Source organism: Streptomyces sp. NPDC048636, assembly GCF_040650655.1.
Lineage (GTDB): Bacteria > Actinomycetota > Actinomycetes > Streptomycetales > Streptomycetaceae > Streptomyces.
The window spans coordinates 151662-177652 of record NZ_JBEZHR010000009.1 but is presented as its reverse complement, the minus strand read 5'-3'; the positions used below and the strand labels follow the sequence as shown (position 1 = coordinate 177652).

19 protein-coding genes are annotated in these 25991 nt (G+C 72.8%); 8 read left to right on the top strand and 11 right to left on the bottom strand.

The features are described from left to right. Window positions 1–126: 126 nt before the first annotated feature. Entirely contained in the window at window positions 127–1011 is an 885-nt protein-coding gene (locus tag AB0C66_RS24260; RefSeq protein ID WP_362442268.1) for a phosphatidylinositol-specific phospholipase C, read from the top strand. Window positions 1012–1022: 11 nt separating this feature from the next. Here the strand turns inward: AB0C66_RS24260 and AB0C66_RS24255 are convergent, their stop codons facing one another. The 6 genes from AB0C66_RS24255 to AB0C66_RS24230 form a co-directional block, all read right to left on the bottom strand. After that, complete coding sequence (locus AB0C66_RS24255; protein ID WP_362442265.1) at window positions 1023–2960, bottom strand: glycoside hydrolase family 6 protein; 1938 nt, start codon at window positions 2958–2960, stop codon at window positions 1023–1025. Window positions 2961–3091: 131 nt separating this feature from the next. After that, window positions 3092–4273 carry an XdhC/CoxI family protein gene (locus tag AB0C66_RS24250; RefSeq protein WP_362442262.1) on the bottom strand — a complete coding sequence of 394 codons (1182 nt, stop codon included), beginning with the start codon at window positions 4271–4273 and terminating at the stop codon, window positions 3092–3094. A 24-nt stretch (window positions 4274–4297) separates the two neighbouring features. Further along, window positions 4298–5728 (bottom strand): NCS2 family permease, encoded by a 1431-nt coding sequence (locus AB0C66_RS24245; protein ID WP_362442259.1) that lies wholly within the window; start codon window positions 5726–5728, stop codon window positions 4298–4300. A gap of 125 nt (window positions 5729–5853) precedes the next feature. Next, the gene (gene pucD, locus AB0C66_RS24240) at window positions 5854–8235 is read right to left on the bottom strand and encodes a xanthine dehydrogenase subunit D (RefSeq protein WP_362442257.1); all 2382 of its coding nucleotides are present in this window, start codon (window positions 8233–8235) and stop codon (window positions 5854–5856) included. A gap of 2 nt (window positions 8236–8237) precedes the next feature. Next, window positions 8238–8810 carry a (2Fe-2S)-binding protein gene (locus tag AB0C66_RS24235; RefSeq protein WP_362442254.1) on the bottom strand — a complete coding sequence of 191 codons (573 nt, stop codon included), beginning with the start codon at window positions 8808–8810 and terminating at the stop codon, window positions 8238–8240. After that, window positions 8801–9691, bottom strand: a complete 891-nt coding sequence (locus AB0C66_RS24230) for a xanthine dehydrogenase family protein subunit M (protein ID WP_362442251.1) — start codon at window positions 9689–9691, stop codon at window positions 8801–8803. Before AB0C66_RS24230 ends, AB0C66_RS24235 begins: the two co-directional genes overlap by 10 nt. 244 nt (window positions 9692–9935) lie before the next feature. Between AB0C66_RS24230 and AB0C66_RS24225 the strand changes: the two genes are divergently transcribed. Continuing rightward, a complete protein-coding gene (locus AB0C66_RS24225) occupies window positions 9936–11723 on the top strand; it encodes a PucR family transcriptional regulator ligand-binding domain-containing protein (RefSeq protein WP_362442636.1) in 1788 nt (595 codons plus the stop codon). Between the two features lie 225 nt (window positions 11724–11948). Beyond that, window positions 11949–12770 (top strand): hypothetical protein, encoded by an 822-nt coding sequence (locus tag AB0C66_RS24220; protein WP_362442633.1) that lies wholly within the window; start codon window positions 11949–11951, stop codon window positions 12768–12770. A gap of 85 nt (window positions 12771–12855) precedes the next feature. Here AB0C66_RS24220 and AB0C66_RS24215 read toward each other — a convergent pair whose 3' ends face one another. Next, window positions 12856–13545 carry a GntR family transcriptional regulator gene (locus AB0C66_RS24215; RefSeq protein ID WP_362442248.1) on the bottom strand — a complete coding sequence of 230 codons (690 nt, stop codon included), beginning with the start codon at window positions 13543–13545 and terminating at the stop codon, window positions 12856–12858. A 119-nt stretch (window positions 13546–13664) separates the two neighbouring features. Here AB0C66_RS24215 and AB0C66_RS24210 point away from each other — a divergent pair, with 119 nt between their 5' ends. Together AB0C66_RS24210 and AB0C66_RS24205 are read left to right on the top strand one after the other, a co-directional pair. Then, window positions 13665–14531, top strand: coding sequence for a (2Fe-2S)-binding protein (locus AB0C66_RS24210; protein WP_362442245.1), 867 nt, complete (start codon window positions 13665–13667; stop codon window positions 14529–14531). A gap of 217 nt (window positions 14532–14748) precedes the next feature. Beyond that, window positions 14749–15933, top strand: coding sequence for a DUF2637 domain-containing protein (locus AB0C66_RS24205; protein WP_362442242.1), 1185 nt, complete (start codon window positions 14749–14751; stop codon window positions 15931–15933). 78 nt (window positions 15934–16011) lie between these two features. Here AB0C66_RS24205 and AB0C66_RS24200 read toward each other — a convergent pair whose 3' ends face one another. Further along, window positions 16012–16431 carry an ATP-binding protein gene (locus tag AB0C66_RS24200; RefSeq protein WP_362442239.1) on the bottom strand — a complete coding sequence of 140 codons (420 nt, stop codon included), beginning with the start codon at window positions 16429–16431 and terminating at the stop codon, window positions 16012–16014. Between the two features lie 231 nt (window positions 16432–16662). On the opposite strand from AB0C66_RS24200, the gene AB0C66_RS24195 reads away from it, so the two are divergent. Further along, window positions 16663–19821, top strand: coding sequence for a glycoside hydrolase family 38 C-terminal domain-containing protein (locus AB0C66_RS24195; RefSeq protein WP_362442236.1), 3159 nt, complete (start codon window positions 16663–16665; stop codon window positions 19819–19821). Between the two features lie 36 nt (window positions 19822–19857). On the opposite strand, the gene AB0C66_RS24190 is transcribed toward AB0C66_RS24195, so the two are convergent. Continuing rightward, window positions 19858–20040: a hypothetical protein gene (locus AB0C66_RS24190; RefSeq protein ID WP_362442233.1), complete on the bottom strand. Its 183-nt coding sequence runs from the start codon at window positions 20038–20040 to the stop codon at window positions 19858–19860. Between the two features lie 82 nt (window positions 20041–20122). On the opposite strand from AB0C66_RS24190, the gene AB0C66_RS24185 reads away from it, so the two are divergent. Next, entirely contained in the window at window positions 20123–21871 is a 1749-nt protein-coding gene (locus AB0C66_RS24185; protein ID WP_362442230.1) for a hypothetical protein, read from the top strand. Window positions 21872–21901: 30 nt separating this feature from the next. Here the strand turns inward: AB0C66_RS24185 and AB0C66_RS24180 are convergent, their stop codons facing one another. Together AB0C66_RS24180 and AB0C66_RS24175 are read right to left on the bottom strand one after the other, a co-directional pair. Next, window positions 21902–23644, bottom strand: coding sequence for a pyruvate dehydrogenase (locus AB0C66_RS24180; protein ID WP_362442228.1), 1743 nt, complete (start codon window positions 23642–23644; stop codon window positions 21902–21904). A gap of 94 nt (window positions 23645–23738) precedes the next feature. Then, on the bottom strand, window positions 23739–25124 hold the full coding sequence (locus AB0C66_RS24175) for a protein phosphatase 2C domain-containing protein (RefSeq protein ID WP_362442225.1): 1386 nt from the start codon (window positions 25122–25124) through the stop codon (window positions 23739–23741). A gap of 86 nt (window positions 25125–25210) precedes the next feature. Between AB0C66_RS24175 and AB0C66_RS24170 the strand changes: the two genes are divergently transcribed. Beyond that, window positions 25211–25693 carry a DUF456 domain-containing protein gene (locus AB0C66_RS24170; protein WP_362442222.1) on the top strand — a complete coding sequence of 161 codons (483 nt, stop codon included), beginning with the start codon at window positions 25211–25213 and terminating at the stop codon, window positions 25691–25693. Window positions 25694–25991 lie beyond the last annotated feature (298 nt).

Genomic DNA, 25991 nt, shown 5'->3' with positions numbered 1-25991 from the left:
ACTGTCCTCCACCTCATGCCACTTCTGACGCCCCTGCCCAACGTGCAGCTTTTCAGGGCGACTTGTGCTTCGATGCCGAGCGGCACACAGCGAACGGGCGAGTAACAAAGCGACGGGAGTATGTGTATGGACCGGCGAGGATTTCTCAAAGGCGCGGCCGCGATCTCCACCGCGGGACTGATATCCGCCGTGGGTGGTACGGCGACGGCCATCGCGGCACCGCCCCGGCGGCTCGCGCCCCAGGACTGGCTGGCCGCCATCGCCGACTCCACTCCCGTCCAACGGCTGACCCTGCCCGGTACCCATGACTCCGGTGCCCGCCACGGCGGTCCGTGGACCGAATGCCAGAACACCGCCATCGCCGACCAGCTCAACAGCGGCATCCGCTTCCTGGACATCCGCTGCCGGGCCTTCGACAACGCCTTCCCGATCCACCACGGCGCCTTCTACCAGCACCTCAACTTCGACGATGTGCTGGGCGCCTGCCGCTCGTTCCTCTCCGCGCATCCGACGGAGACCGTGCTGATGCGGGTCAAACAGGAGTACTCGGAGGAGAGCGCCGAGGAGTTCCGCCGGATCTTCGACATCTACCTCGACAAGGGCTGGCGTTCGCTGTTCCGCCTGGACACCACCCTCCCCACGCTGGGCGAGGCGCGGGGCAGGGTGGTGCTGCTCGGCGACTCCGGCGCGATGCCGGGTGTCCGGTACGGCGACGGCCAGCTCTTCGACATCCAGGACGACTACATGGCGGAGCCGTTCGGGAAGTACCCCAAGATCGAGGCGCAGTTCCGCAAGGCGGCGGAGCAGCCCGGCAAGCTGTTCATGAACTACGTCAGCACCTCCGCCCTGCTGCCGCCCCGCTACAACGCGGACCGGCTCAACCCCAAGGTCAGGAGCTTCCTCGAGGGCGCCGGAACACAGGGCTGGACAGGGCTCGGCATCGTCCCGATGGACTTCCCGAACACCGCCTCCGGCCTGGTCGACGCCCTCATCCGGAAGAACCCCGGCTGACGGTCGGAGACCTAATTCAGGGCGGGCCGGGCGAACCGTACGAGCTCCAGGGCCTGGTCGGGGAACCACTCCCCCGCCTCGGGGTTGACCGTGCCCCGCTCCGGGTCCTCGGGCCCGGCCGTACCGCGCAGACACCGCCCGTCGGACTCGCCCGGCGTCTTCACCCACAGCGCCGCGTCCTGGAGCGGATCGCCGGTGGTGGTGGTCGGCCGGACGCCCAGGCCCCGGTCGGGCGGGTTGCACCACGGCTGCGGATCGCTGTGGTCACTGCCCTCCGGGGCCCATGGCCCCTGGCCGTTGCGGCTGGTGTCGGTGACGAAGTGCTTCAGCTCCGAGGTGTCGGCGGGGGCATGGTTCCGGACCCAGGCCCGGGCCCGCCGGTGCGACCAGGTGCGGTCGGCGCAGTCGGCCGGGTCCCCGCCCCCGTCGGCGTAGGCCAGACAGGAGGAGATCAGCCGTCCGTACCAGGCGTTGGACGCGTCGGTCTGATAGTGCGAGACATTGAGCGCGAAGCCGGTGGCCCGGTCGACCCCGGCCTTGAGGAGGCGGGGCACGATGCTGCTGACGTCGTGCCAGCCGGGGTGGCCCGCGTCCAGGTAGACCGAGGTCTTGCTGAGCGCGGCCAGGACGTCGACCGCGTAGTTGATCTCGGAGTAGCGGGCGGCGGTCCCCGGGTCCTCCGCCTCGATGAGCTGGTCGAGCCCCTCGAGGTCGTTCAGATCGTCCAGGTCGCCGACGACCTCCGGATTGCCGGTGTCGGGGAGGGCGGGATCGGCCGCGGCCGATCCGGAGCCGGAGGGCTCGGGGCTGGGCAGGACGCTCGGCGTCTGGGTGGCGGAAGCCGCGGGAGCCGGTGTCTCCGACGCGAGGGGCTCGGCGGCGGGCGTCTGGACGCCGGGGTTCTGAGCGCCCGGCTTCTGAACTCCGGGCTCCTGAACTCCGGGCTCCTGGGCAGCGGGCGGCTGGGCGGCGGGCGGCTCGGCCGCCGGAGTCCGGGTCGCGGCGGGCTTGGGAGCCGCGGGCGTCTGGACACCGGGCTTCGGGGCGGCGGGGGTCTGGACACCGGGCTTCCGGGCCGCGGGCGCCTCGGCCGCCGGAGACTGGCTCGCGGGGGTCTGGGCCGCCGGGGTCTGGGCCGCGGACGCCGCCGGGGTCTGGGCCGCGGACGCCGCCGGTGTCTCGGCCTCGGATGACGTGCCGGGCCCGGCCCCGGTGGCGGGGGCGGACTGCGTACCCGGGTCCGGCAGCGGGGGCAACTCGCCCTCGCCCGTGGCCCCGGCACCGACACCGGCGCCCGTCCCGGCGCCCGCGCCCGCGGACTGGCCGTCCGCGGGGTTGGCCGGATCGGCCTCGGCGGGCAGGGTGCTGGCCTCCGCCTCCCCCGGCCCGCCGTCGCCCGCCTCGCCGCCTGCCGTCCCGCCGTCCCCGGCCGCGCCCTTCGCGCAGTCGGAGGGCAGCAGCGCCAGCGAGTCGGGTTCGAGGACGACCAGCGCCTCGCGCTGTCCGATGCCCTCGGCGACGGCGTCGATCCACGCCTGGTACTCGGCGGTGCTCCGCGCGCCGCCCGCGGAGTAGCTGCCGCAGTCGCGGCCCGGTACGTCGTACAGCGTCAGGACCGGCACCGTGCCGCGCTGCTCGGCCCGGCGGGTGGTCGTACGGACCAAACGCTCGACCTCCCCCGGGCTCTCGTCCCCGTACCAGACGGCCTGGGGGGTGCGCATCATGGACAGGACCCCTCTGGCCTCACCGTTCTCGCCCCGCCAGGCGAGCCGGGACACCTGGCGGTAGGGGTCCCGTTCGGGCGGCGGGGTATAGAGACGGCTGCCGCTCAGGGCGTCGCCGACACCCTGGGGCGCGGCCGCCTGCACGGCCGAACTGGTCAGCAGGGGAAGGGCGGTGGCGGCCAGGACGGCCATCGGGGCGGTGAGGGCTTTCCGCTTGCTACGCACAGGCGCACTCCAGAGAGGGACGAACGGGTCAAATCTGACTCTCACTCAGAAACCCGGACCCGGCAACGCGGCGGTACGCCAGGTGGCCGTACCGGTTTCCCGCCCAGGAGTGGCCTTAGATCGGATGAACGTCAGGCGACCGATCCGATCCGGTCCGCGGCGGCCCGGCTCGGATCGTGGTGGATGGGGGTGTGCGCCCCGGTCAGCGGCGCCCCGGTGCCGCCCCGGCGGCTCGCGACGATCTCGCCCGCGATGGACAGGGCCGTCTCCTCGGGGGTGTGGGCGCCGAGGTCGAGGCCGATCGGGGAGCGCAGCCGGGCCAGCTCCAGTTCGACCAGGCCCACCTCGCGCAGCCGTCGCAGCCGGTCGTGGTGGGTACGGCGGGAGCCCATCGCGCCGACGTAGGCGACGGGCATCCGCAGCGCCCGCTCCAGCAGCGGGACGTCGAACTTGGCGTCGTGGGTGAGGACGCACAGCACGGTCCTGGCGTCCACCTCGGTCGACTCCAGATAGCGGTGCGGCCAGTCGACGACCACCTCGTCGGCCTCCGGGAAGCGGTGGGCCGCCGCGAAGACCGGACGGGCGTCGCAGACCGTCACGTGGTAGCCGAGGAACTTCCCGATCCGCACCAGCGCGCCCGCGAAGTCGATCGCCCCGAAGACGATCATGCGGGGCGGGGCCACGCTGGACTCGACGAGCAGGGTGACCGGGCTGCCGCAGCGGCTGCCCTCGGCACCGATGACCACGTTCGCGGTCCGTCCGGCGTCCAGCAGGGCGCGCGCCTCCCCCGCCGCGGTGCGGTCCAGCGCCGCCCGGTCGGCCGCGGTGGCGCCCGCCGGGCCGCCGAGCGTGCCCTCGTACGTCCCGTCCGGGCGGACCAGCAGGGCGCGGCCCAGCAGACCGTCCGGACCGTCCACGATCCGGGCGAGCGCCGCCGCCCCGCCCCCGGCCCCGGCGGCGCGGACCGCGGCGGCGAGGACCGGGCGCAGCACGGTGTCGGCGGCCGGGACCGGGGTGACCAGGACGTCGATGACCCCGCCGCAGGTCAGGCCGACCGCGAAGGCGTCCTCGTCGGAGTAGCCGAAGCGGGTCCTGACCGTCTCGCCGGTGGTCAGCGCCTCCTGGCACAGCTCGTAGACCGCGCCTTCCACACAGCCGCCGGACACGCTGCCGATGGCGGTGCCGTCGGCGTCCACGGCCAGGGCCGCGCCCGGCTGCCGGGGCGCGCTGCCGCTGACGGCCACCACGGTGGCGACGGCGAAGTCACGCCCCTCCTGGCACCAGCGGTGCAGCTCGGCAGCGATGTCCAGCATGGTGATCAGCTCCTTGTGCCGCCGCTATCGGACCCCGAGCCACTGCTCGATCGGGTTCAGCGCGAAATAGATGACGAATACTGCCGTCAATATCCACATGAACACCCCGGGCTCGCGATATCTGCCCTGCGCGGCCTTGATCGCGGTGTAGGAGATCACTCCGGCGCCGACCCCGGCGGTGATGGAGTAGGTGAACGGCATCAGGGCGACGGTCAGGAAGACCGGGATGGCCACGGTACGGTCGGCCCAGTCCACATGGCGGGCGTTCTGCATCATCATCGCGCCGATGACCACCAGGGCGGCCGCCGCGACCTGGCCGGGCACGATCTGGGCGAGCGGGGTGAAGAACAGCCCGCAGGCGAAGAGCAGCCCGGTGACCACGCTGGACAGCCCGGTCCTGGCCCCCTCGCCGACGCCCGTGGCCGACTCGATGAAGACGGTCTGGCCGCTGGCCCCGGCGATCCCGCCGATGGCTCCGCCCGCGCCGTCCACGAACAGCGCCTTGCTCAGCCCCGGCATCCGGCCCCGTTCGTCGGCCAGCTTCGCCTCGGTGCCGACGCCGATGATCGTCGCCATGGCGTCGAAGAATCCGGCCAGTACCAGGGTGAAGACGATCATGCCGACCGTCATCCCGCCGATCTCGCCCCAGCCGCCGAACTCGACGTCTCCGAAGAGGCTGAAGTCCGGGGTGGAGACGGCGTGGGCAGGCAGTTCGGGGGCGCGCCCGCCCCAGGTCTTGGGGCCGAGCCCGGCCACCGCGTTGACGACGACGGCGAGGACGGTCCCGGCCACGATGCCGATGAGGATCGCACCGGGCACCTCACGGGCCTGGAGCATGAAGATCAGCAGCAGGGTGACGCTGAAGATGAGGACCGGCCAGCCCGCGAGCTGACCCCCCGCGCCGAGCGTCACGGGTGCGCCCTTGCCCACGAAACCGGCGTTGACCAGTCCGATCAGGGCGATGAACATGCCGATGCCGATGGTGATCCCGTGTTTGAGGGCGAGCGGGATCGCGTTCATGATCACTTCGCGGAGCCCGGTGACCACCAGCAGCACGATCACCGTGCCGTACAGCACACACATCCCCATCGCCTGCGGCCAGCTCATATGCGGCACCACCTGGCCGGTGAGCACGGCGGAGACGCTGAGCCCGGCGGCGAGCGCGAGCGGCACCCTGCCGATGAAGCCCATGAGGAGGGTGGAGAGGGCGGCGGCGAACGCGGTGGCGGTGATCAGCGCGGTCTGGGCGAGCCGATGGTGCTGGACGTCCTCACCGGACAGCAGCAGCGGGTTGAGCAGCAGGATGTACGCCATCGCCATGAAGGTGGTGACGCCGCCGCGGATCTCCCGGGCGAAGGTGGATCCACGGTCGGATATCTGGAAGTACCGGTCGAGACGGGACCGGCGGGCCGTTCCCTCCGGGGTGGTCGGTGGCTTGACGGCGTGCTGGGTCATGCGGTGCCACTCCCAAGTGTCATAGGGGGTTGGGATGGTGTGCTGGCATCCACGACCCGGGGGACGGCCCGGTAGGTGGTGAGGTGAGGGTAGGGCGGGGGATCGGGTGGGGGTCGGGTGGGGGGTCAGGTGCCCGTCAGATGCTCCGGCCTGATCGGGACCCGTTTCAGGGGGAGGCCCGTCGCCGCGCGGACGGCGGCCACGACGGCCGGGGTGGAGGAGAGGGTGGGTGCCTCGCCGACCCCGCGCAGCCCGTACGGGGCGTTGTCGTCGGCCAGTTCGAGGACGTCCACCGGGATGGTCGGGGTGTCGAGGATGGTGGGGATCAGATAGTCGGTGAAGGAGGGGTTGCGGACCCGGGCGCCGTCGGAGACCACGATCTCCTCCATGACGGCGAGGCCGAGCCCCTGGGTGGAGCCGCCCTGGATCTGGCCCACGACGGACAGCGGGTTGAGGGCCTTGCCGACGTCCTGGGCGGCGGCCAGTTCGATCACCTTCACCAGGCCCAGTTCGGTGTCGACCTCGACCACCGCGCGATGGGCGCAGAAGGAGTACTGGACGTGGCCGAAGCCCTGTCCGGTCTCCAGGTCGAACGGCTCGGTGGGGCGGTGCCGGAACTCCAGCTCCAGCTCGATCGGTTCCTCGCCGACGATCTCGGCGAGATCGCCGATCACCTCACCGCCGTCGGTGACCACCTTGCCGCCCTCCAGCAGCAGTTCGGCGGTGGCCCAGGCGGGGTGGTAGGAGCCGGACCGCTCCCGGCCGCGCCGCAGCACCACCTCGCGCACCGCCTCACAGGTGTGCTTGACGGCACCGCCGGTCATATACGTCTGGCGGGAGGCGGAGGTGGAGCCGGCCGAGCCCACCCGGGTGTCGGCGGGAAGGATGGTCACCTGGCTGACGCCCAGTTCGGTGCGGGCGATCTGGGCGTGCACGGTGACACCGCCCTGACCGACCTCGGCCATCGCGGTGTGCACCAGGGCCACCGGTTCGCCGTTGATCACCTCCAGCCGGATCCGGGCGGTGGAGTAGTCGTCGAACCCCTCGGAGAAGCCGACGTTCTTGATGCCGACCGCGTAGCCGACTCCGCGCACCACCCCTTCGCCGTGGGTGGTGTTGGACAGCCCGCCGGGCAGCGCCCGGACATCGGCGGAGGCGTCGGCGGCCAGCCACTGGCGCTCGGGCGGCATCGGCATCGCCTTGACGCGGCGCAGCAGTTCGGCCACCGGCGCCGGGGAGTCCACCACCTGTCCGGTGGGCATCAGCGCGCCCTGGGACATCGCGTTGCGCTGCCGGAACTCGACCGGGTCCAGGCCCAGTTCCTCCGCCACGGCGTCCATCTGCGCCTCGTAGGCGAAGCACGCCTGGACGGCGCCGAAGCCGCGCATCGCACCACAGGGCGGATTGTTGCTGTAGAGGGCGATGGCCTCGACATCCACATGGTCGACGACGTAGGGGCCGACCGCCAGGGACGCGGCATTACCGACCACCGCCGGGGAGGAAGAGGCGTACGCCCCGCCGTCCAGGACAATGCGGCACTGGACGTAGAGCAACTGGCCGTCGCGAGTGGCGCCGTGCTCATAGGTGAGCTTGGCGGGATGCCGGTGGACATGGCCGAAGAACGACTCGTAGCGGTTGTAGACGATCTTCACGGGACGGCCGGTGCGCAGCGCCAGCAGACAGGCGTGCGCCTGCATGGACAGGTCCTCGCGGGCGCCGAACGCCCCGCCCACGCCCGACAGCGTCAGCCGCACCTGATCGGCGGCGAGTCCCAGGACCGGCGCCAGCTGGTCACGGTCCACATGCAGCCACTGGGTGGCGATGTAGAGGTCGACACCGCCGTCCTCGGCCGGTACCGCGAGCCCCGACTCCGGGCCCAGGAACGCCTGGTCCTGCATGCCGACCTCGTAGTCGCGGCGGACCACCACATCGGCGCGGGCGCGGGCGGCGATGACGTCGCCGCGCCGGACGGGCTGCCGGTGCACGATGTTGGGGTGCGGCACATGAGCGGCGTGGTGGTCGGAGCGGCCCGGGTGGAGTACGGGCGCGTCCGCGGCGGTGGCGGTGGCCTCGTCCACGACCGGCGGCAGCTCCGCGTACTCCACCTTGATCTTGGCGGCGGCGCGGCGGGCGGTCTCGGGGTGGTCGGCGGCCACGATGGCCACGGCCTCGCCGTGGTAGCGGACCCGGTCCTTGGCGAGTACGGGCTGGTCCTTGATCTCCAGCCCGTAGTGGGTGGCGGCCGGGAGGTCGTCGTGTGTCATCACGGCGTGGACCCCGGGCACGGCCAGCGCCTCGGCGGTGTCGATGGACCGGATCTCGGCGTGGGCGTGCGGGCTGCGGAGGGTGAAGCCCCACAGCATGTCCTCGTGCCACAGGTCCGAGGAGTACGCGAACTCCCCGGTGACCTTCAGGGTGCCGTCGGGGCGCAGGGTGGACTCGCCGATGGCGCCCCTGGTGGCGCTGCTGGTCTGGGTGACCCCTCCGGGGGTGGGTCCGGCTCCCATGGTCAGCTCTCCTCCCCGGTGCGGGCGGCCGCCAGGCGGACCGCGTCGAGGATCTTCTCGTAACCGGTGCAGCGGCACAGATTGCCGGACAGGGCCTCGCGGATATCGGCGTCGGACGGCTCGGGGTTGCGCTCCAGCAACTCATCGGCGGCGACGAGGAGTCCAGGGGTGCAGAAGCCGCACTGGACGGCCCCGGCGTCGATGAACGCCTGCTGGACGGGGGCCAGCGGAGTGGTGCCACCCGCGCCGGGCTGCCAGCGCCGGGCCTCGTCCAGACCGGTGCCGGACGCCCTCCCCGGACCGTCGGACGCGGTGGCCTCGCGCCGCTCGGCGAACTCCGCCAGACCTTCGACGGTGACCACCTCGCGCCCTTCGGCCTGACCGGCCGCGACCAGACAGGCACAGACCGGAACACCGTCGAGGCGGACCGTACAGGATCCGCATTCGCCCTGCTCACAGGCGTTCTTGGAGCCCGGTAGCCCCATCCGCTCACGCAGCACGTACAGCAGTGACTCGCCCTCCCAGACGTCGTCGGCCTGCTGCGGCCGCCCGTTGACCGTGAAATTCACGCGCACTGTACGGTCCTCCCGTTCCCCTCGCGGTACGCCTGCCAGGTCCAGCCCAGCGTGCGGCGGGCCATCACCGACACGGCGTGGCGGCGGTAGGCCGCGCTGCCGCGGACGTCGTCGATCGGATTGCAGGCGCCGGAGCACAGCTCGGCGAACTGCCGGGCGACCGACGGGGTGATGACGGCGCCGCTGTCCCAGAAGCCGCCGTCGGCCAGCGCGGCGTTCAGAAAGTCCTCCGCCGCCCGCGCCCTGATCGGTGTGGGCGCGGCCGAGCCGATACCGGTGCGGACGGTGCGGGTGCGCGGATGCAGCGCCACGGAGAACGCGCACACCGCGATGACCATCGCGTTACGCGTACCGACCTTGGAGAACTGCTGCGGTCCGTCGGCCTTCTCGATACGCACCGCCCGGATCAGCTCATCGGGCTCCAGGGCGTTGCGCTTGACGCCGGTGTAGAACTCCTCGACCGGGATCAGCCGGGTGCCGCGCACCGACTCCACCTCGACCTCGGCCCCGGCGGCCAGCAGTGCGGGGTGGGCGTCCCCGGCGGGCGAGGCGGCCCCGAGGTTGCCGCCGACCGTGCCGCGGTTGCGGATCTGCGGGGAGCCGACGGTGTGCGAGGCGAGCGCCAGCCCCGGCAGCTCGGTGCGCAGCTCCTCGATGATCCGGGTGTACGGGACACCGGCACCCAGCCGGACCGTACGCTCGCCGACCTCCCATTCGGTCAGCTCGCCGATGCGGTTCAGATCCAGCAGGCGGTCGGGGCGACGGTGGTCGAAGTTGATCTCGACCATGACATCGGTGCCACCCGCGATGGGCACGGCCGTGGGATGCTCCGCCTTCGCGGCGAGCGCCTCCCGCCAGCCGGCGGGGCGCAGAAAGTCCATCGGTCACTCTTCTCGGATCGGGTGGGCGGGGCGGGGGCGGGAGGACGGAGACCCGGCTTCCCCCAAGAACTCTGCACGCGGCTTACCGCCAGTAGACCGACCTGTGGGCCACCTGGTGCAGTCACCGAAGGCATGAAGCAGTTGGCTGGCCAGCGGGCTGGTCTTGTAGATTCGAACGAAGAGCGGGGAGTGGAATCCTCGCGGTATTCGACCGGTGACACGAACGAGATCGGCTGGCCTCACCATGCGGCTGCGCGCACTGCTGGAGACCGACGTCCTGGGCCTTCGCCTGCTGGGCGGCGAGGACGAGCTGGACCGCACCGTCCGCGGCGTCATGACCACCGATCTGCGGGACCCCAGCCGCTATCTGTCCGGCGGCGAGCTGGTGCTCACCGGACTGGCCTGGCGGCGTGAGCCGGGCGACTCCGAGCGGTTCGTACGGATCCTGACCGCCGCCGGGGTGGCCGGTCTCGCGGCGGGCGAGGCGGAGCTCGGCTCGGTGCCCGAGGATCTGGTGCTGGCCTGCGCACAGCACCGGCTGCCGCTGTTCTCGGTGGTCGAGGATGTCTCGTTCGCGTCGATCACCGAGCATGTGGTGCGCCAGGTCTCCGGTGAACGGGCCGGGGACCTCGCGGCGGTGGTGGACCGGCACCGGCGGCTGATGACCTCCGGACCCGCGGGCGGCGGCCCCGAAGTCGTCCTTGACCTGCTGGGCTCCGATCTCGATCTGCCCGCCTGGGTGCTGTCCTCCACCGGCCGCCGGATCGCGGGGCCGAACGCCCCGGGCCCCTCCTCCGAGCTGCCGCCGGAGATCCGGGCCGAGCTGGCCGGTGAACTCCTCGCCGCGCGGCGCACCGGACGGCGCGGCCCACAGCGGGTCACCGCGGCGAACGGCGCGGTCTACTCCCTCTTCCCCATCCGCGGCGGTGAGTCCGCGGATGTGCGCGACACCGTCCTGTCCGACTGGCTGCTGGCGGTCGCCGCGGACGCGGGCGACTGGCCGGAGGAGCGGCTCGATCTGCTGCACGGGGTCACCCAGCTGATCGCGGTCGAGCGCGACCGGCGGGACGCGGCGCGTACGGTGCGGCGACGGCTGGCCCAGGAGGTGCTGGAGCTGGTCCAGACGGGCGCCCCGCCCGCCGAGATCGCGGCCCGGCTGCGGGTGGCCGCCCCGGTACTGCTCCCCGGGCTCGGCGCGGCGCCGCACTGGCAGGTGGTGGTGGCCCGGGTGGAGTGGGGATTCACCGGAAACGGCGACAACGGCCAGAACGGGCAGGACAGCCAGCACGGGCAGGCCGTCCCGGACGGCCCCGCGGACGGCGGCGTCCCCGGCGGGCCGGTGGCCCAGGCGCTGCTGGAGGAGATCCTCGTCGATCCGCAGGCGACCGGACCCGAGCCCTCGGACCGGATCGCCGTGGCGCACACCGGTGAGGAGGCGGTGGCGCTCGTACCGCTTCCGGCTCATCCGGAGGCCCCGGACGCCTCGGATGTTCCGGATGCCCCTGGCGCCTCCCCGTCCGGCCCCGCCCTCGACGCCGGGCTGCACGCGGACATACTGCTCGCCGCCGTACGCGAACCGCTCTCCCGCGGGCTGGACGGCGACGGGCGGCTGACCCTCGGGGTGAGCGCCGCCGTCCCCTCCGCCGACGGGCTGCGCGGCGCCCTGGAGGAGGCCCGGCACGCCCGCCGGGTCGCGGCCGCCCGCCCGGGCCGGGTCTGCGCCGCCGGTCACCAGGAGCTGGCCTCGCACGTCCTGCTGCTCCCCTTCGTACCGGACGACGTCCGCCGCGCGTTCACGGCCCGGCTGCTCGATCCGCTGCGCGAGTACGACCGGCGTCATCGCGCCGAACTCATCCCCACCCTCGAGGCGTTCCTCGCATGCGACGGCTCGTGGACGCGGTGTGCGGCACGGCTGCACCTCCACGTCAACACCCTGCGCTACCGGGTCGGCCGGATAGAGCAGCTGACCGGGCGCGAACTGTCCCGACTCGAGGACAAACTGGACTTCTTCCTCGCGCTGCGCATGAGCTGACGAACGGGCCGCCGGCCGAGCCCCGGCATAAGCCGACAAGCTCCCACGAGCCCCGTACGCACCCTCGCGCCCCATCGGTGCGCCAAGGAGCCACCGCCCTGGTCAGGGGTTTGTGAATTGGTTCACACCAACCCCTTGGCCGCGCCCTCGCATTCATGCTGAGATTCGCCTCACGGCTTCCGGCTCGATGGCGCGCTTGGGGAGGGCAATGTGGCGGACACCGCCATGTCACCACCTGGATCGTCAAATTCTGATTCCGAGATAGGTTCCGACGTTCCCACGGGGGGCGGGGACGCCCCGCTCGACACGGCGGTCTGGCGGCTGCGTTCGCGCGGCCTCTGGAAGGACGCCGCCGAACTGCTCACGCCCTACGCCGGGGAGGACGCCTCGGCCGCGCTCAAGCGCAGCGTCATCCTGACCGAACGGTGTATGTACACCTCCAGCGGATGGGACGCGGCCGAGGACGCGCTGCGCGCCGCGGAGGCGCTGGCGCTCACCGACGCCGAGCGGGGCGCCATCGCGTGCGAGCGGGGCTATCTCGCGTATGTCTCCACCCTGCTGAGCGTCCGCGACCGGGCCGACGAGGCGCGCACCGCGCTGGGCCGCGCGGCGGCGCTGCTGACGCCCGGCTCCCCGACCCGCCCGCTGCTGGACTTCCGGCGCGGGCTGATCTCCCAGCACCTCGCCCACAACCCGACCGGCGCCCAGGCCGCCTTCCAGCGCGCCCACGCGGGCGCGAAGGCCCATGGCGACGTCCTGCTCACCTCGTTCACCTGGCGCCATCTGGCCGCCATGGCCGAGGAGGAGGGCAATCTCCCCGAGGCCCGGCACGGCTTCGCCGAATCGCTCCGGATCCGGGAGGAGCTGGGCTACCTGGTCGGCATCGCCCCGGCCCTGGCCGCCCTGGCCGATGTGGAGACGGAGCCGGAGGAGGCCGAACGGATGCGCACCGAGGCGGGCCGTCTGGTGCGGCTGCTGGGCGGGGTCCCGGTGTGGCTGGCCGAGCAGTTAGGCCACACCACACCTCTGGACGGCCACGGCCCCTAGACACCACGGGGTCGTCGGCCGGGTGCCGGGCGATCCGTGGGGGGCCGCCCGGCACCCCCACATCCGGGCCCCGGCCGGGGGCCGGTCAGGCTCCGCTGGTGAAGTGCTCGCGGACCAGGGATTCCACCGTGTGCAGGTCGCGGGCGGCCAGCGCGTCCAGGAGGGCCGTGTGCTCGGCGGCGTCCGCCAGGAGGTCGGCGGTGCGCACCGGGCGGCCGCAGGCCAGGGGCCACTGGGCACGGCGGTGGAGCTCATCGGCGACGATCACCAGCTGCTGATTTCCGGACAGGCTCAGCACACTCTGGTGGAAGGTGCGGTCCGCCTCCAGATAGGCGGCCCGGCTGCCCTTGGCGGCGGCGGCCGCCGTCGCCTCGGCGAAGGGCCGCAGCAGCGCCCAGCGCTCCGGCGCGATGGCCTGGGCCAGGCCGAGCATCACGGGGACCTCCAGCAGGGCGCGGACCTCGGCCAGCTCGGCCAGCTCGCGCGCGCTGCGCCGGGCGACCCGGAAGCCGCGGTTGGGGACGACCTCGACGGCCCCCTCACCCGCGAGCTGCTGCATGGCCTCCCGCACCGGGGTGGGCGAGACGCCGAAGCGCTCGGCGAGGGCCGGGGCGGAGTAGACCTCACCCGGGGTCAGCTCACCGCCGACCAGCGCGTCCCGCAGGGCGTGCAGGATCTGCCCGCGGACGGAGTGACGCCGGGGGGACCGGCGCGCCGCGGGCACACCGGACGGGGGCTGCGGCTCGGCTGCCGCCTCCTCTTGGGCCTGCTCCACTCGGGTCCTCCTGACATGCCATCGAAACGATATGCGGCCGCCGTGTGAGGTCAAAGCCCGGACACCATCAAGTAAGGTTAGGCTAACCTAGCTCGGCTTCCGCGAATCGGTGGTCCCGCATGTCCGTGCCCGCGCTCCGCCCGGTCCATACCGAACCCGCCCGCACCTGCCCCGCCCGCGCGGACGCGGTGCTCGGCGCGTACGAGCGGCTGGCGTCGGTCCTGCCGTCCTGCGCGGTCACGGTGAGCGCCGACGCGGTACCGGCCACCGGCGGCGGCTGGGTGCACGCGGCGGACCTCGCCGCGGGCGGACCCGCGCTCGACGCCTTCCTCGCCTGGGACGCGGCGCAGGTGGAGCGCGACCACGGACCGGGCGCCCGGCCCGATGTGATCGCCGGGTTCGGGCTGCACCGCTACGCCTGGCATATCTGTCTGCTGTTCACCGTGCCGTGGTTCCTGCACCGGCGGGTGCCCCGGCTGACGGTCGGCCAGGTGTCGTACCGGACCCGGGGCCGGATCGCGGTGCGCATGGGCGAGTTCGCGTGCCTGCCGGACGATCCGGCGGCCGCGCTGCCCGGCGCCCGCACCGTTCCGGACGAGGAGGCGCTGCGCGCCGGACTCCGCACCGCCGCGGCCGAACACCTCGGCCCGGTGCTCGGCGGCTTCCGGCCACGTATGCGCCGTGGCAGCCGCGCCCTGTGGCGGATGGCCGCGGACGAGATCACCGAGGGGCTGTGGCACGTCGGCGGACTGCTGGGCGAAGAGCGGCGCGCGGTCGGCGAGTTGACGGCGCTGCTGCCGGGGCCCGGCGACCTCTATCCGGCCGGGGCCGCGTTCCGGGCGCTCGCGGGCGCCGGGGGCGGACCGGCCGTCACCCGCGACCGGGCCAGCTGCTGCCTCTTCTACACCCTGCGGCCGGACGAGCCATGTCTGACCTGTCCGCGCACCGCGGACGCGGAGCGGATCGCCCGGCGGGCGGCGAACTGAGGTACGGATTACCCGTGATCGGGTTCCGTGAATAGAATCAAGCCGCTTGCACAGAGCGAGCGTTCGAACCGTAACGCACCTATCCGCGTGTCCCCCCGCCCACTTGGCGGCCTCTTGTCCGGAAACCGCTCGAAGCCGGGCCTGATTCCGACAGGATGTCGCGCGTGTAGGCCGCACTGCGGCCAGAACTTCACGGAAGCGAGGCTAGGGGCACCGGATGAGACTGACCGACATATCGCTGGGCTGGGCCCTGCCGGTCCTCGTGGCACTCCTCGGTGTCGTGGGGGCCGTGGTGATCCTCGCCCGCGGCCGCAATGACAAGAAGGCGGAGGGCGCCGCCGTGGACTCCTGGGAGCGCAGCGAGGAGCGCCGTCGGCGCAAGGAGGCCATCTACGGGATGGCCTCGTACGTACTGCTGTTCTGCTGCGCCGGGGTGGCCGCCGCGCTCTCCTTCCAGGGTCTGGTCGGCTTCGGCCGGGAGAACCTGGCGCTCACCGACGGCTGGGAGTACCTGGTCCCGTTCGGCCTGGACGGCGCCGCCATGTTCTGCTCGGTGCTCGCGGTGCGCGAGGCCAGCCACGGTGACGCGGCGCTCGGTTCGCGGCTGCTGGTGTGGATGTTCGCGGGCGCCGCGGCCTGGTTCAACTGGGTGCACGCACCGCGCGGGATGGGCCACGCGGGCGCCCCGCAGTTCTTCGCGGGCATGTCGCTTTCGGCCGCGGTCCTCTTCGACCGCGCGCTCAAGCAGACCCGCCGCTCGGCACTGCGCGAACAGGGCCTGGTGCCGCGGCCGTTGCCGCAGATCCGGATCGTCCGCTGGCTGCGCGCGCCCCGTGAGACCTTCGCGGCCTGGTCGCTGATGCTGCTCGAGGGCGTGCGGACGCTGGACGAGGCGGTCGAGGAGGTCCGCGAGGACCGCCGCGAGAAGGAGACCAGCCGCAAGCGCGAGCGTGAGCAGGAGAGGCTGGACCGGGCGCGGATCCGCGCGCTCAACCGGCAGCACCGGGCGTGGGGCCGCCGCGGCGGCCGTCAGGTGGACGTCGCCGTCACCACCGACCGTCCGGCGCAGCTGAATTCGGAGCCTGCCATACCCGCCCTAGGGGACAAGGTGCTGGAGCCGGCGGGAAACGCCGAACCGACGCGGCTGTCCGCGTCCTCCTCCCGACCCGCCCTCCAGTCGGCGACCGCCGGTGACTCCGACAGCGGGGACTGGAACCGTGACCGGGATTTCAGCTTCGGCTTCGGTGACCAGGACGGTCCCTTGGACAAGGACAGGGACAAGGACGCCGGAGCCGACCGTTCCCGCACCGTCGACCTCACCGCCGAGGACGACACCCTCACCCTCCCCCGGCTGGACTCGCTGGAGGAGAAGCTGGCGCAGATCGAGCGCGCCTTCGGCTGAGTGCCGACACCGGCGGGCGGCGGGGTCGGCGGGGCACTCCCCCGCCGTCGCCGCCGCCCGCCGGCGGCCGTTCCGCTGTCACTCCACGATGCCGTCGGCCGCCAGCTCGAACCACAGGGCCTTGCCCACCCCATGGGTCCGTACACCCCACGCGTCCGCGAGCGAGTGCACCAGCAGCAGCCCGCGCCCGGAGGTGGCGTCCTCCGGCGGGCGGGCCCGCAGCGTCGGATGCCGGGCGTCGAAGTCCCGTACCTCCACCCGTAATCGGCCCGCGACCCGCGCCGCGGGGCCGTCCCCCACGGTGGCCGTGACCTGCGCCCCGTGGCCGGTGTGCACCAGCGCGTTGGTCACCAGCTCGCTGATGAGCAGCTCGGCGAGATCGGCCCGGCCCGGCCCGCCCCAGTGCCGCAGCAGCTCCCGCAGCCCCGCCCGGACCTCCGCCACCGCGGCCAGCTCGTCCCGCGCCAATCGTCTGCTGAGGACCGGGCCACGCTCCACCTGGACAGCCTCCGCAGCCTTCGTCCTCGGATCCGGCCGGCCGACCGGCGACCGGTCCGGCCGTACACGCTGACGCTTCATCCTCCCCCGCCCCGGCCGCCCGTTCCTGGCGGGCGTCCAGCGTTGAATGCCGTCGAACACGCTCACGGGATGCATGCCCGCGTGTTGCGGCCCACACACCGAGGGAACTGTTGGGAGTGATCCGCTCAGCGCCGAGCCCGAGGAGCCGTGATGCACGACGACCGACTGTTGGTGGAAGGACGCCTGGACCGGGCGCTGGAGCAGTTCATCCGGCCCGCCCAGTATCCGGAGCGGGTGCCGCTGGCGCTCTTCGCCTGGCGGGCGCCGGGCGAACCGGTGCCGGTCGGGGAGGCGCTGGAGGCCGGGTACGAGCGGTTCGAGACCGGCACCGAGTGGGGCGGGCCCTGGTCGACCTGGTGGTTCCGGCTGGAGGGCGCGGTCCCGGCGGAGTGGGCCGGGCGCCGGGTCGAGGCCGTCATCGACCCCGGATTCTCCGGTGACGGGCCGGGGTTCCAGGCCGAGGGGCTGGTGTACGACGCCCATGGGGTGCCGTTGAAGGGCATCCACCCGCGCAACCGCCATATCCCCGTCGCGGCGCCCGCCGAGGGCGGCGAACCGGTGCGGCTGCTGCTGGAGGCGGCCGCCAACCCCGCGGTGCTGCGCGACGGGTTCACGCCGACCCGGCTGGGCGACGTACTGACCGCCGGGGACCGCCCGCTGTACCGCTTCGCCTCGGCCGATCTGGCCGTCCTCGACGAGAACGTCTGGCATCTGGTGCTGGACATCGAGGTGCTGTCGGAGCTGATGCGCGAACTGCCCGCGGACCGGCCGCGCCGCCATGAGATCCTGCGCGCCCTGGAGAACGCGCTCGACGCCCTCGACCTGCACGACGTACCGGGTACGGCGGCCGCCGCCCGCGCCGAACTGGCCGAAGCGCTCAGCCGTCCCGCGCACGCCAGCGCCCACCGGGTCTCGGCGGCCGGACACGCCCATATCGACTCGGCGTGGCTGTGGCCGCTGCGCGAGACCGTGCGCAAGGCGTCCCGCACCTTCGCCAATGTCACCGCGCTCGCGAACGACTACCCCGAGCTGGTCTTCGCCTGCTCCCAGGCGCAGCAGTACGCATGGGTCAAGGAGAATCAGCCGCATATCTGGGAGCGGATCAAGAAGGCGGTGGCGGACGGCAACTGGGCACCGGTCGGCTCGATGTGGGTGGAGTCGGACGCCAATATGCCCGGCGGGGAGGCGCTGGCCCGGCAGATCGTGCACGGCAAGCGGTTCTTCCTGGAGGAACTGGGGGTGGACACCGAGGAGATCTGGCTGCCGGACTCCTTCGGCTACACGGCCGCGTTCCCCCAGCTGGCGAAGTTGGCGGGGGTGAAGTGGTTCCTCACCCAGAAGCTGTCGTGGAACCAGACCAACAAGATGCCGCACCACACCTTCTGGTGGGAGGGGATCGACGGCACCCGGGTCTTCACCCACTTCCCGCCGGTGGACACCTACAACGCGCAGTTCCACGCGAGCGAACTGGCCCACGCGGAGCGCAACTTCGCCGACAAGGGGCTCGCCACCCGCTCCCTGGTGCCGTTCGGCTGGGGCGACGGCGGGGGCGGCCCCACCCGCGAGATGCTGGAGAAGGCGCGGCGGCTGGGCTCGCTGGAGGGCTCACCGCGGGTGGAGATCCACAAGCCGTCGGTGTTCTTCACCGAGGCCGAGCGGGAGTACGGGGCGAAGGCGCCGGTGTGGTCCGGTGAGCTCTATCTCGAACTGCACCGGGCCACCTACACCACCCAGGCCAAGACCAAGCAGGGCAACCGGCGTGGTGAGCATCTGCTGCGCGAGGCGGAGCTGTGGGCCACCGCGGCCGCGCTGCACGCGCCCGGCTACGCCTATCCGTACGACGACCTGGACCGGATCTGGAAGACGGTGCTGCTGCACCAGTTCCATGACATCCTGCCCGGTTCGTCGATCGCCTGGGTGCACCGCGAGGCGCGGGAGACCTATGAGCGGGTCTTCGCGGAGCTGGAGGGGATCGTCGCGACGGCGGTGGCGGCACTGGGCGGCGGCGGTCCCGCGGTGCTCAACTCCTCGCCGTACGAACGCCAGGAGGTGGCCGTGGTGGACGCGGAGACCGCGGCCGCCCTCCCGCCGGAGACCCCCTCGCAGCCGCTGGGCGACGGCCGGACCGCGGTGCCGGTGCGGGTGGCCGGGCTGGGCGCCGCGTCGCTGCCGGCCGCCGCCACCCCGGGCGAGCCGGGGGTGACCGCGCTGAGCGACGGCCACAGCATCGTGCTGGACAACGACCGGCTGCGGGTGACCATCGACGCCGACGGGCTGCTGACCTCGGTGCTGGATCTGGACGCGGGCCGTGAGGTGCTGGCCCCCGGCGCCCGCGGCAACCTCCTCCAGCTCCACCCCGACCACCCCAACCAGTGGGACGCGTGGGATATCGACCGGCACTACCGCCGTACCCGGACCGATCTCACCGAGGCGGAGCACGTCGAGCTGACCGAGTCCGGACCGCTGCGCGCCACGGTCCGGGTGGTGCGCTCCTTCGGTGGCTCGCGGGTGGTCCAGGACCTCACCCTGGCCGCGGGCAGCCACCGTCTCGACATCGCCACCGAGGTGGACTGGCAGGAGTCGGAGAAGGTCCTCAAGGCGGCGTTCCCGCTGGATGTGCACGCCCAGGTGTCCACCGCGGAGATCCAGTTCGGACATGTGGACCGCGCCACCCACACCAACACCGGCTGGGACGCGGCCCGGTTCGAGATCTGCGCCCACCGCTGGCTGCGGGTGGCCGAGCCCGGGTACGGGACCGCGCTGCTCAACGACTCGACGTACGGCCACGAGGTGACCCGCACCGCGCACCGGGTCCCGGACGGCGACCCGGGTGACCGGGACGCGCGGGAGGTGCTGGGCACCACCGTACGGCTGACGCTGCTGCGCGCCCCGCACAGCCCCGACCCGGAGACCGACCTCGGCACCCATCGCTTCCGCTACGCCCTGCTGCCGGGCGCGGAGGTGGGGGACGCGGTGGCCGGGGGGCTCGCCCTGAACCTGCCGCTGCGCGCACTGCCCTCCGGTCCCCCGGCGCTGGCGCCCCTGGTCTCGGTGGACAACCCGGCGATCACCGTGGAGTCGGTCAAGCTGGCCGAGGACCGCAGCGGCGATGTGGTGGTGCGGCTGTACGAATCGCACGGCGGCCGGGCGGCGTCCACGTTGGTCACCGGATTCCCGGTGACGCGGGCGGAGGTGACCGATCTGCTGGAGCGGCCGCTGCGCCCGGCGGCGGCCGGTGCGGCCGGGCTGAGCCTGGCCCTGCGGCCGCATCAGATCCTCACCCTGCGGCTGCGGCCGGTCTCCGGATAGCGCTCCCCACATCAGCCGAATCACTGTCTCGGCGTCTCATCGCACGCTATGTTCCTCGTCGTCGCCACTGGGCCGTGCGGCGGCGAGGACGGCGACGGTGTGCGTGACCGTGTGCAGGAAGTGGTGCGTCCGGTACCGCCGTACCAGCCGCGGTGCGCGCCGGAGCACCAGCCCCATCGCGACACCGGTCACCACGCCGGTCACGATCCGGATGTTCATGGTTCCTCCAGGAGGCCGCTGCCGTGTGGAGGGTTGGGGCGAGAGAGCGCGGAATCTCCCCCGAAAATCGGGGGAGGAAATCGTGGATCACGAAAAGGCCATGGCACCGGCCGGGGACGCGGAGTTGGTGCGGGCGTTCCTGGACGCACCCGACCGCACCGGCCGGGAGGCCGCGTTCACCCGGATCCATGAACGCCATGCCGATGCCGTGCTGTACCGGTGCGCGTCATTGCTGCCGGACGATCCGGACGCCGCCGAGTCCGCCGCCGCCGCGGCCTTCCTCGCGGCGTACCGCGATCTGAGCGCGGGGCGTCCCCCGCGTGAGCCGCATAAGCTGCGCGCCTGGCTGTACGGCATCGCCCGGCACCGGTGTTCGGAGGAGCTGCGCGGACGTGGTCCGGCATCCGCCGGGCTGCCGTCGGAGGTGGCGGAGGACACGTACGAGTCGGCCAGCCGACGGCGCCTCGCCGAGGTCGACCGCATCCTCGACATCGTCGCCGCCAGCTTCACCGAACCCCAGCAGCGGATCTACCGGCTCAGCACCCGACAGCAGCTACGCGGCAAGGCGCTGGCCACGGCCCTCGGCGTCAGCGAGAAGGAGGCCAACGACGACACCTGGGAGAACAAACGGCGCCTGACCAAGGGGTTCGGCGCCTATGTCCTGGCCAGGGACGGCAGACCGCACTGCCCCGAACTGGCCCGGCTGCTCGACCAGGCGGCCTGGGACGGGGAGCACTTCACCAAGGTGCTGCGGCTGCGCGTGCTGCGCCATCTGGACACCTGTAAGACCTGCGACAACTGCGCGGTCTGCCGGGCGACGAAGACCCGGCTGATCCGCCCGTACGCGCCCGTACTGCTGCCGGTCGCCGCCGGGATGGCGCTGCGGGACAGGATCGACACCGAGATCCGCACCACGAACGTCTCCGCCTCCCTCCCCTCGGACGGCCCGCCCCCTCCCCCGGGCCCGCAGCCGGCCGTCCGCCCGCCCACCACCCGGCGACTGCGCAACCTCCAGATCGGCGCCGCGGCCGCCGGGGTCGCCCTGACCGCCGTCGCGGTGCTCGCGCTCCGGGCCTGGTCCTCGGGCGACGACACACCGCCGCCCCGTACCCAGGACCGGGTGGCCGCCTCCGTCACCCGGGTGATGACCGGCAAGAGGCTCGTGACCTTCGACATCAAGGCGCGCAACATCGGCGACCCCGCGCAGTTCTACGGGAGCGGCCGTATCGACATGGCGGCCGACAACACCGTGTCCGCGGCGACACATGTGCTCTACGAGCCCGGTGAGGACCCGTGGTTCCCGCCCGATGTGGTGGTGATCGGCGACCGCGCCTGGATCACCCCCGACAACACACCGGCCGAGACCGGCACCTCGGCCTACGGACCCACGACCGTCGTCGACCGGGCGTCCGGCAGCAAGGACACCCGCGTCGGCAACGCCTTACAGACCCGCTGGATCGCCTCCCCCGCGAACACCGCCCAACTGCTGCGCCGGGCCGACGGGTTCCAGCAGCGGAACACCGCGACGACCCGCGTCTTCACCGGCCGGGCCCCGCTGAGCGCCCTCGCCGCCGACCGGGACGGGGGCTTCTTCTACCGGCCCTACGTCACAAAGGCGCCCACGAACGCCACGGTCGCCTTCACCCTCACCACCGACCGCTCCTACCTCCCCGTGAAGGTGACCTTCCGCGTCCCGGTGCGGCACACCGGATCGCTGTCGACGTTCGACCACGACCCCTTCGAGGTCGGCTATCGCGACTGGGCGAAGGGCAAGCCCATCACCGAACCCACCACACGGCCCCCGGCACCGCAGTGGGGAGAACGTCCCTAGACCGCGGGCGGTCCACCGGCGCGCGGCGGGTCAGGGGCGCGGCACATTGCGCAGATTGGACCGGGCCATCTGCACCATCCTGCCGACACCGCCGTCCAGCACCATCTTGCTGGCCGACAGCGCGAATCCGGTCACCATCTCCGCCTTGATCTTCGGCGGAATGGACAGCGCGTTGGGGTCCGTGACGACGTCCACGAGCGCGGGCCCCTTGTGCCGCAGCGCGTCCCGCAGCGCCGAGCGCAGATGTTTGGGCTTCTCCACCCGGACGCCGTGGATCCCGGCCGCTTCGGCGAGGGCCGCGAAGTCGGGGTTGTGGTTGCCGGTGCCGTACGCGGGCAGCCCCGACACCAGCATCTCCAGTTCGACCATGCCCAGCGAGGAGTTGTTGAACAGGACCACCTTCACCGGCAGGTCGTACTGGGCGAGGGTGAGGAAGTCGCCCAACAGCATGGTGAATCCGCCGTCCCCGGACATCGAGACCACTTGGCGGCGGCGGTCCAGGAACTGGGCGCCGATGGCCTGCGGCAGCGCGTTGGCCATCGAGCCATGGGTGAAGGAACCGATCACCCGGCGACGGCCGTTGGGGGTGAGGTAGCGGGCCGCCCAGACATTGCACATCCCGGTGTCCACGGTGAAGACCGCGTCGTCGGCGGCCTCCTCGTCGAGTACCGAGGCCACGTACTCGGGGTGGATCGGGACATGCTTCTCGACCTTGCGGGTGTACGCCCGGACCACCCCCTCCAGCGCCTCCGCGTGCTTCTTCAGCATCCGGTCCAGGAAGCGGCGGTCGGTCTTGGGGCGCACCTTCGGCGTCAGACAGCGCAGTGTCTCGCGGACATCGCCCCACACCGCGAGATCCAGTTTGGAACGGCGGCCGAGGTGTTCGGGGCGCACATCGACCTGCACGGTCGTCACATCGTCGGGGAGGAACGCGCCGTACGGGAAATCGGTGCCCAGCAGCATCAGCAGATCGCACTCATGGGTGGCCTCGTAGGCCGCGCCGTAGCCGAGCAGTCCGCTCATGCCCACGTCGTAGGGGTTGTTGTACTGGATCCACTCCTTGCCGCGCAGGGCGTGGCCCACCGGCGCCTTCACCCGCTCGGCGAACTCCATCACCTCGTCATGCGCTCCGGCGGTGCCGCTGCCGCAGAAGAGCGTGATCCGGTCCGCCGCGTCCACCATGCGGGCCAGCTCGTCGATCTCCGTATCGCCCGGGCGCACGGTGGGCCGGGAGGTCACCAGCGCGTGTTCCTCGGCGCGCTCGGGGGCCGGACGGGCGGCGATGTCCCCGGGCAGGGTGACCACGCTGACCCCGCCGCGGCCGATCGCGTGCTGGACGGCGGTCTGGAGCACCCGCGGCATCTGCTGGGGGCTGGAGATCAGCTCGCAGTAGTGGCTGCACTCGCGGAACAGCTGGTCGGGGTGGGTCTCCTGGAAGTAGCCGGTGCCGATCTCACTGCTGGGGATATGCGAGGCGAGGGCCAGCACCGGGGCCATCGAGCGGTGGGCGTCGTAGAGCCCGTTGATGAGGTGGAGGTTGCCCGGGCCGCAGGAGCCCGCACAGGCGGCGAGGGCACCGGTGAGCTGGGCCTCGGCGCCCGCGGCGAAGGCGGCGGTCTCCTCGTGGCGGACCTGGATCCAGTCGATGGCGGAGTTCCGGCGGACCGCGTCCACCACGGGGTTGAGGCTGTCGCCGACCACCCCGTACAGCCGTCGCACCCCGGCGCGCACCAGGATGTCCACGCATTGCTCCGCGACCGTCTGCTTGCCCATAGCGCGCCTCGTCCCTTCCGCCGTGGGTCACCGGGGACCGTCAGCCCTTGTCCGTCCCGGTCCATCCCTGTCCATCAACCCACGGACGGCGCGCTCACGCCTCCCAGACGGCCACCGCCGTACGGTCGTCGGCGTACCCCTTCACCCGGGTCTGGGCGTCGGCGAGGTAGCCGGCGAGCCCCGGCGGCTCGGTCCCGGCCCAGCGTCCGGCCAAGTGGTCGGCGAGCGCGGCCTCACCGCGCAGCGGGTCGGCGAGGCCCTCACCGCAGAGCAGCAGGGTGTCGCCCGGACGGGCGACACAGGCGCGGAAGAGGAACGGTCCCCCGACCGGGGCATCGGGGGTGATGTCGTGGGCGGGGGCCGCCGGATCCGGGGTGGGCTCCAGGTCCTGCCAGCCGCCCTCGCGCAGCCGGAACAGCCCGCCCCCGCCGGCGCCGAAGAACGCCCGGGTGCGGCAGGCCGGATGGACGGGCAGCAGCAGACAACGCACCGAGGCGGTGTACTCGGCCGGGTCCAGGCCGAGTGTGGTGGCGCGGGCGCGCAGCCTGCCGTAGCCACGGGCGGTCAGCCGGTGCAGCCCGGACTTCAGGGCGCCGCGGTCGGCGGTGTGCAGATCCTCGGTCAGCCGGATACGGCTGCGGCCGACCGCGCCGCCGATCCACTCGCACATCTCGCGCGCGGCGTGCTGCGATCTGGGCGCCGCGCGTACCCCACCGGCCACGACGACCAGCACCAGGGCGCCGTCACCGGTCCCGAACCGCGCCGTCAGCAGCGCGTCCCGGCGGGGCTCCCCGCGGTAGCGGGCCGAGTCGCCGCGCAGCGAGACGGCGCGGAGGGTGAAGGTGCCGTAGCGGGCGCCGTCCAGCACGGTGTCCGGCACCAGCTCGCCGAGCTCCTCGGGGTCGGCGACCGGCAGGGTGGTCGGCTCGGCCTCGTAGGTGGGCGGTCCGCTCCCGACAAAACCGGCCGAGGCGGTCCGCCAGGGCCGGGCGGGGTCGGGCGGGGGCGCGCCGGAGCCGGAACGGGAGGATGCCGGGGCCGGGCCCGGGGCCGCGGGCCCGGCGGGCGAGGGGACCGTGGGCGGGGCGCCGGAGCCGGACGTCGCGGAAGGGCGCGTGCCGGAATCCCGGGCGGGAGGCGGCTGCGCGGTCCGGGCGGCGGAACGGGCGGGAGAGGGCGGTGCGGCACCGGGCCCTTCACCGCCGCCGGGAGATCGCCACCCCTGCGGGCCACCTCCCTCGGCGGCGTCCGGGCCCGGTGCGGCACCGCCCGCCTCCTCCCGCGGCCCCCACGGAGCCCCCGCGGCGGGCCGCGGCCCGGCACCGCCGCCGGGGCGGCAGCCGAGCGTGCGGGCGGCCGAGTCGAACCGGTCGTCGACGGAGTCGGTCGCCGCGGCGGGCCCCGCGTCGGCCCGACCGGGGTCGTACAACTCGCCCCACCAGTCGTCCTCGTGACCGCGTGTGTCCCCCTGCTGGCTCATCCCCACATTGTCCACAGGGAGGCTTCACGGCGACACCACGCCGCGGCCCGTGGGCGTTCCGCCGCCGCGTCCGGCAGCCTGGGGACATGGCGACATGGCAGCTGATCCTGTGCGGCCTGGTGATGCTGCTGGGCCTGGTCGGCGTGGTCGTACCGGGCCTGCCGGGCCCGGTCATCGTGTGGGCCGCGGCCCTGTGGTGGTCGCTGACCGAGAAGACCGAACCGGCCTGGGTCTTCCTGGTCGGGGCGACCGCGCTGCTGCTGCTCGACCAGGCCGTGAAATGGCTGCTGCCCGCCCGCCGGATGCGTGGGGCGGGAATCACCCGCCGGACGTTCCTGCTGGCCGGGACGGCGGGCATCGTCGGCTTCTTCGTGATCCCGGTGATCGGCGCGCCCGTCGGCTTCGTGGCCGGGATCTACGGCGCCGAGCGGCACCGGCTGGGCGGGCACGGGGAGGCCTGGGTGTCGACGCGGACGGTGATGCGGGCGATCGGCACCAGTGTGCTGGTGGAGCTCTTCGCCTGTCTGCTGGTCGCGGGCGGCTGGCTGACGCTGGTCATCCTGTACTGAGCCGCCATGGGCCGCCTGGGGCACGCCGGGGGCGTACGGCAGCGCATACGAGCGCCCCGGCGCACACCGCGCGGTACGGCGGGAGCCACCAGCCCCCGCCGCACCACCGCCCTCCACACGAGAAGGCCCTCGCAGCGCGCCGCCGGAATCGCCGGACCGGACCTAGTCCGTGTCGTTCGGATCTTTCGCGGGTCCGCGAAGATCCGAACGACACGACCAAACCCCGGGAAGTCACCAGCACCCCGTTGCACAAAACGCTAAAACTAGGGTAAGAACGAAAAGGGGGGCACCACCCTTA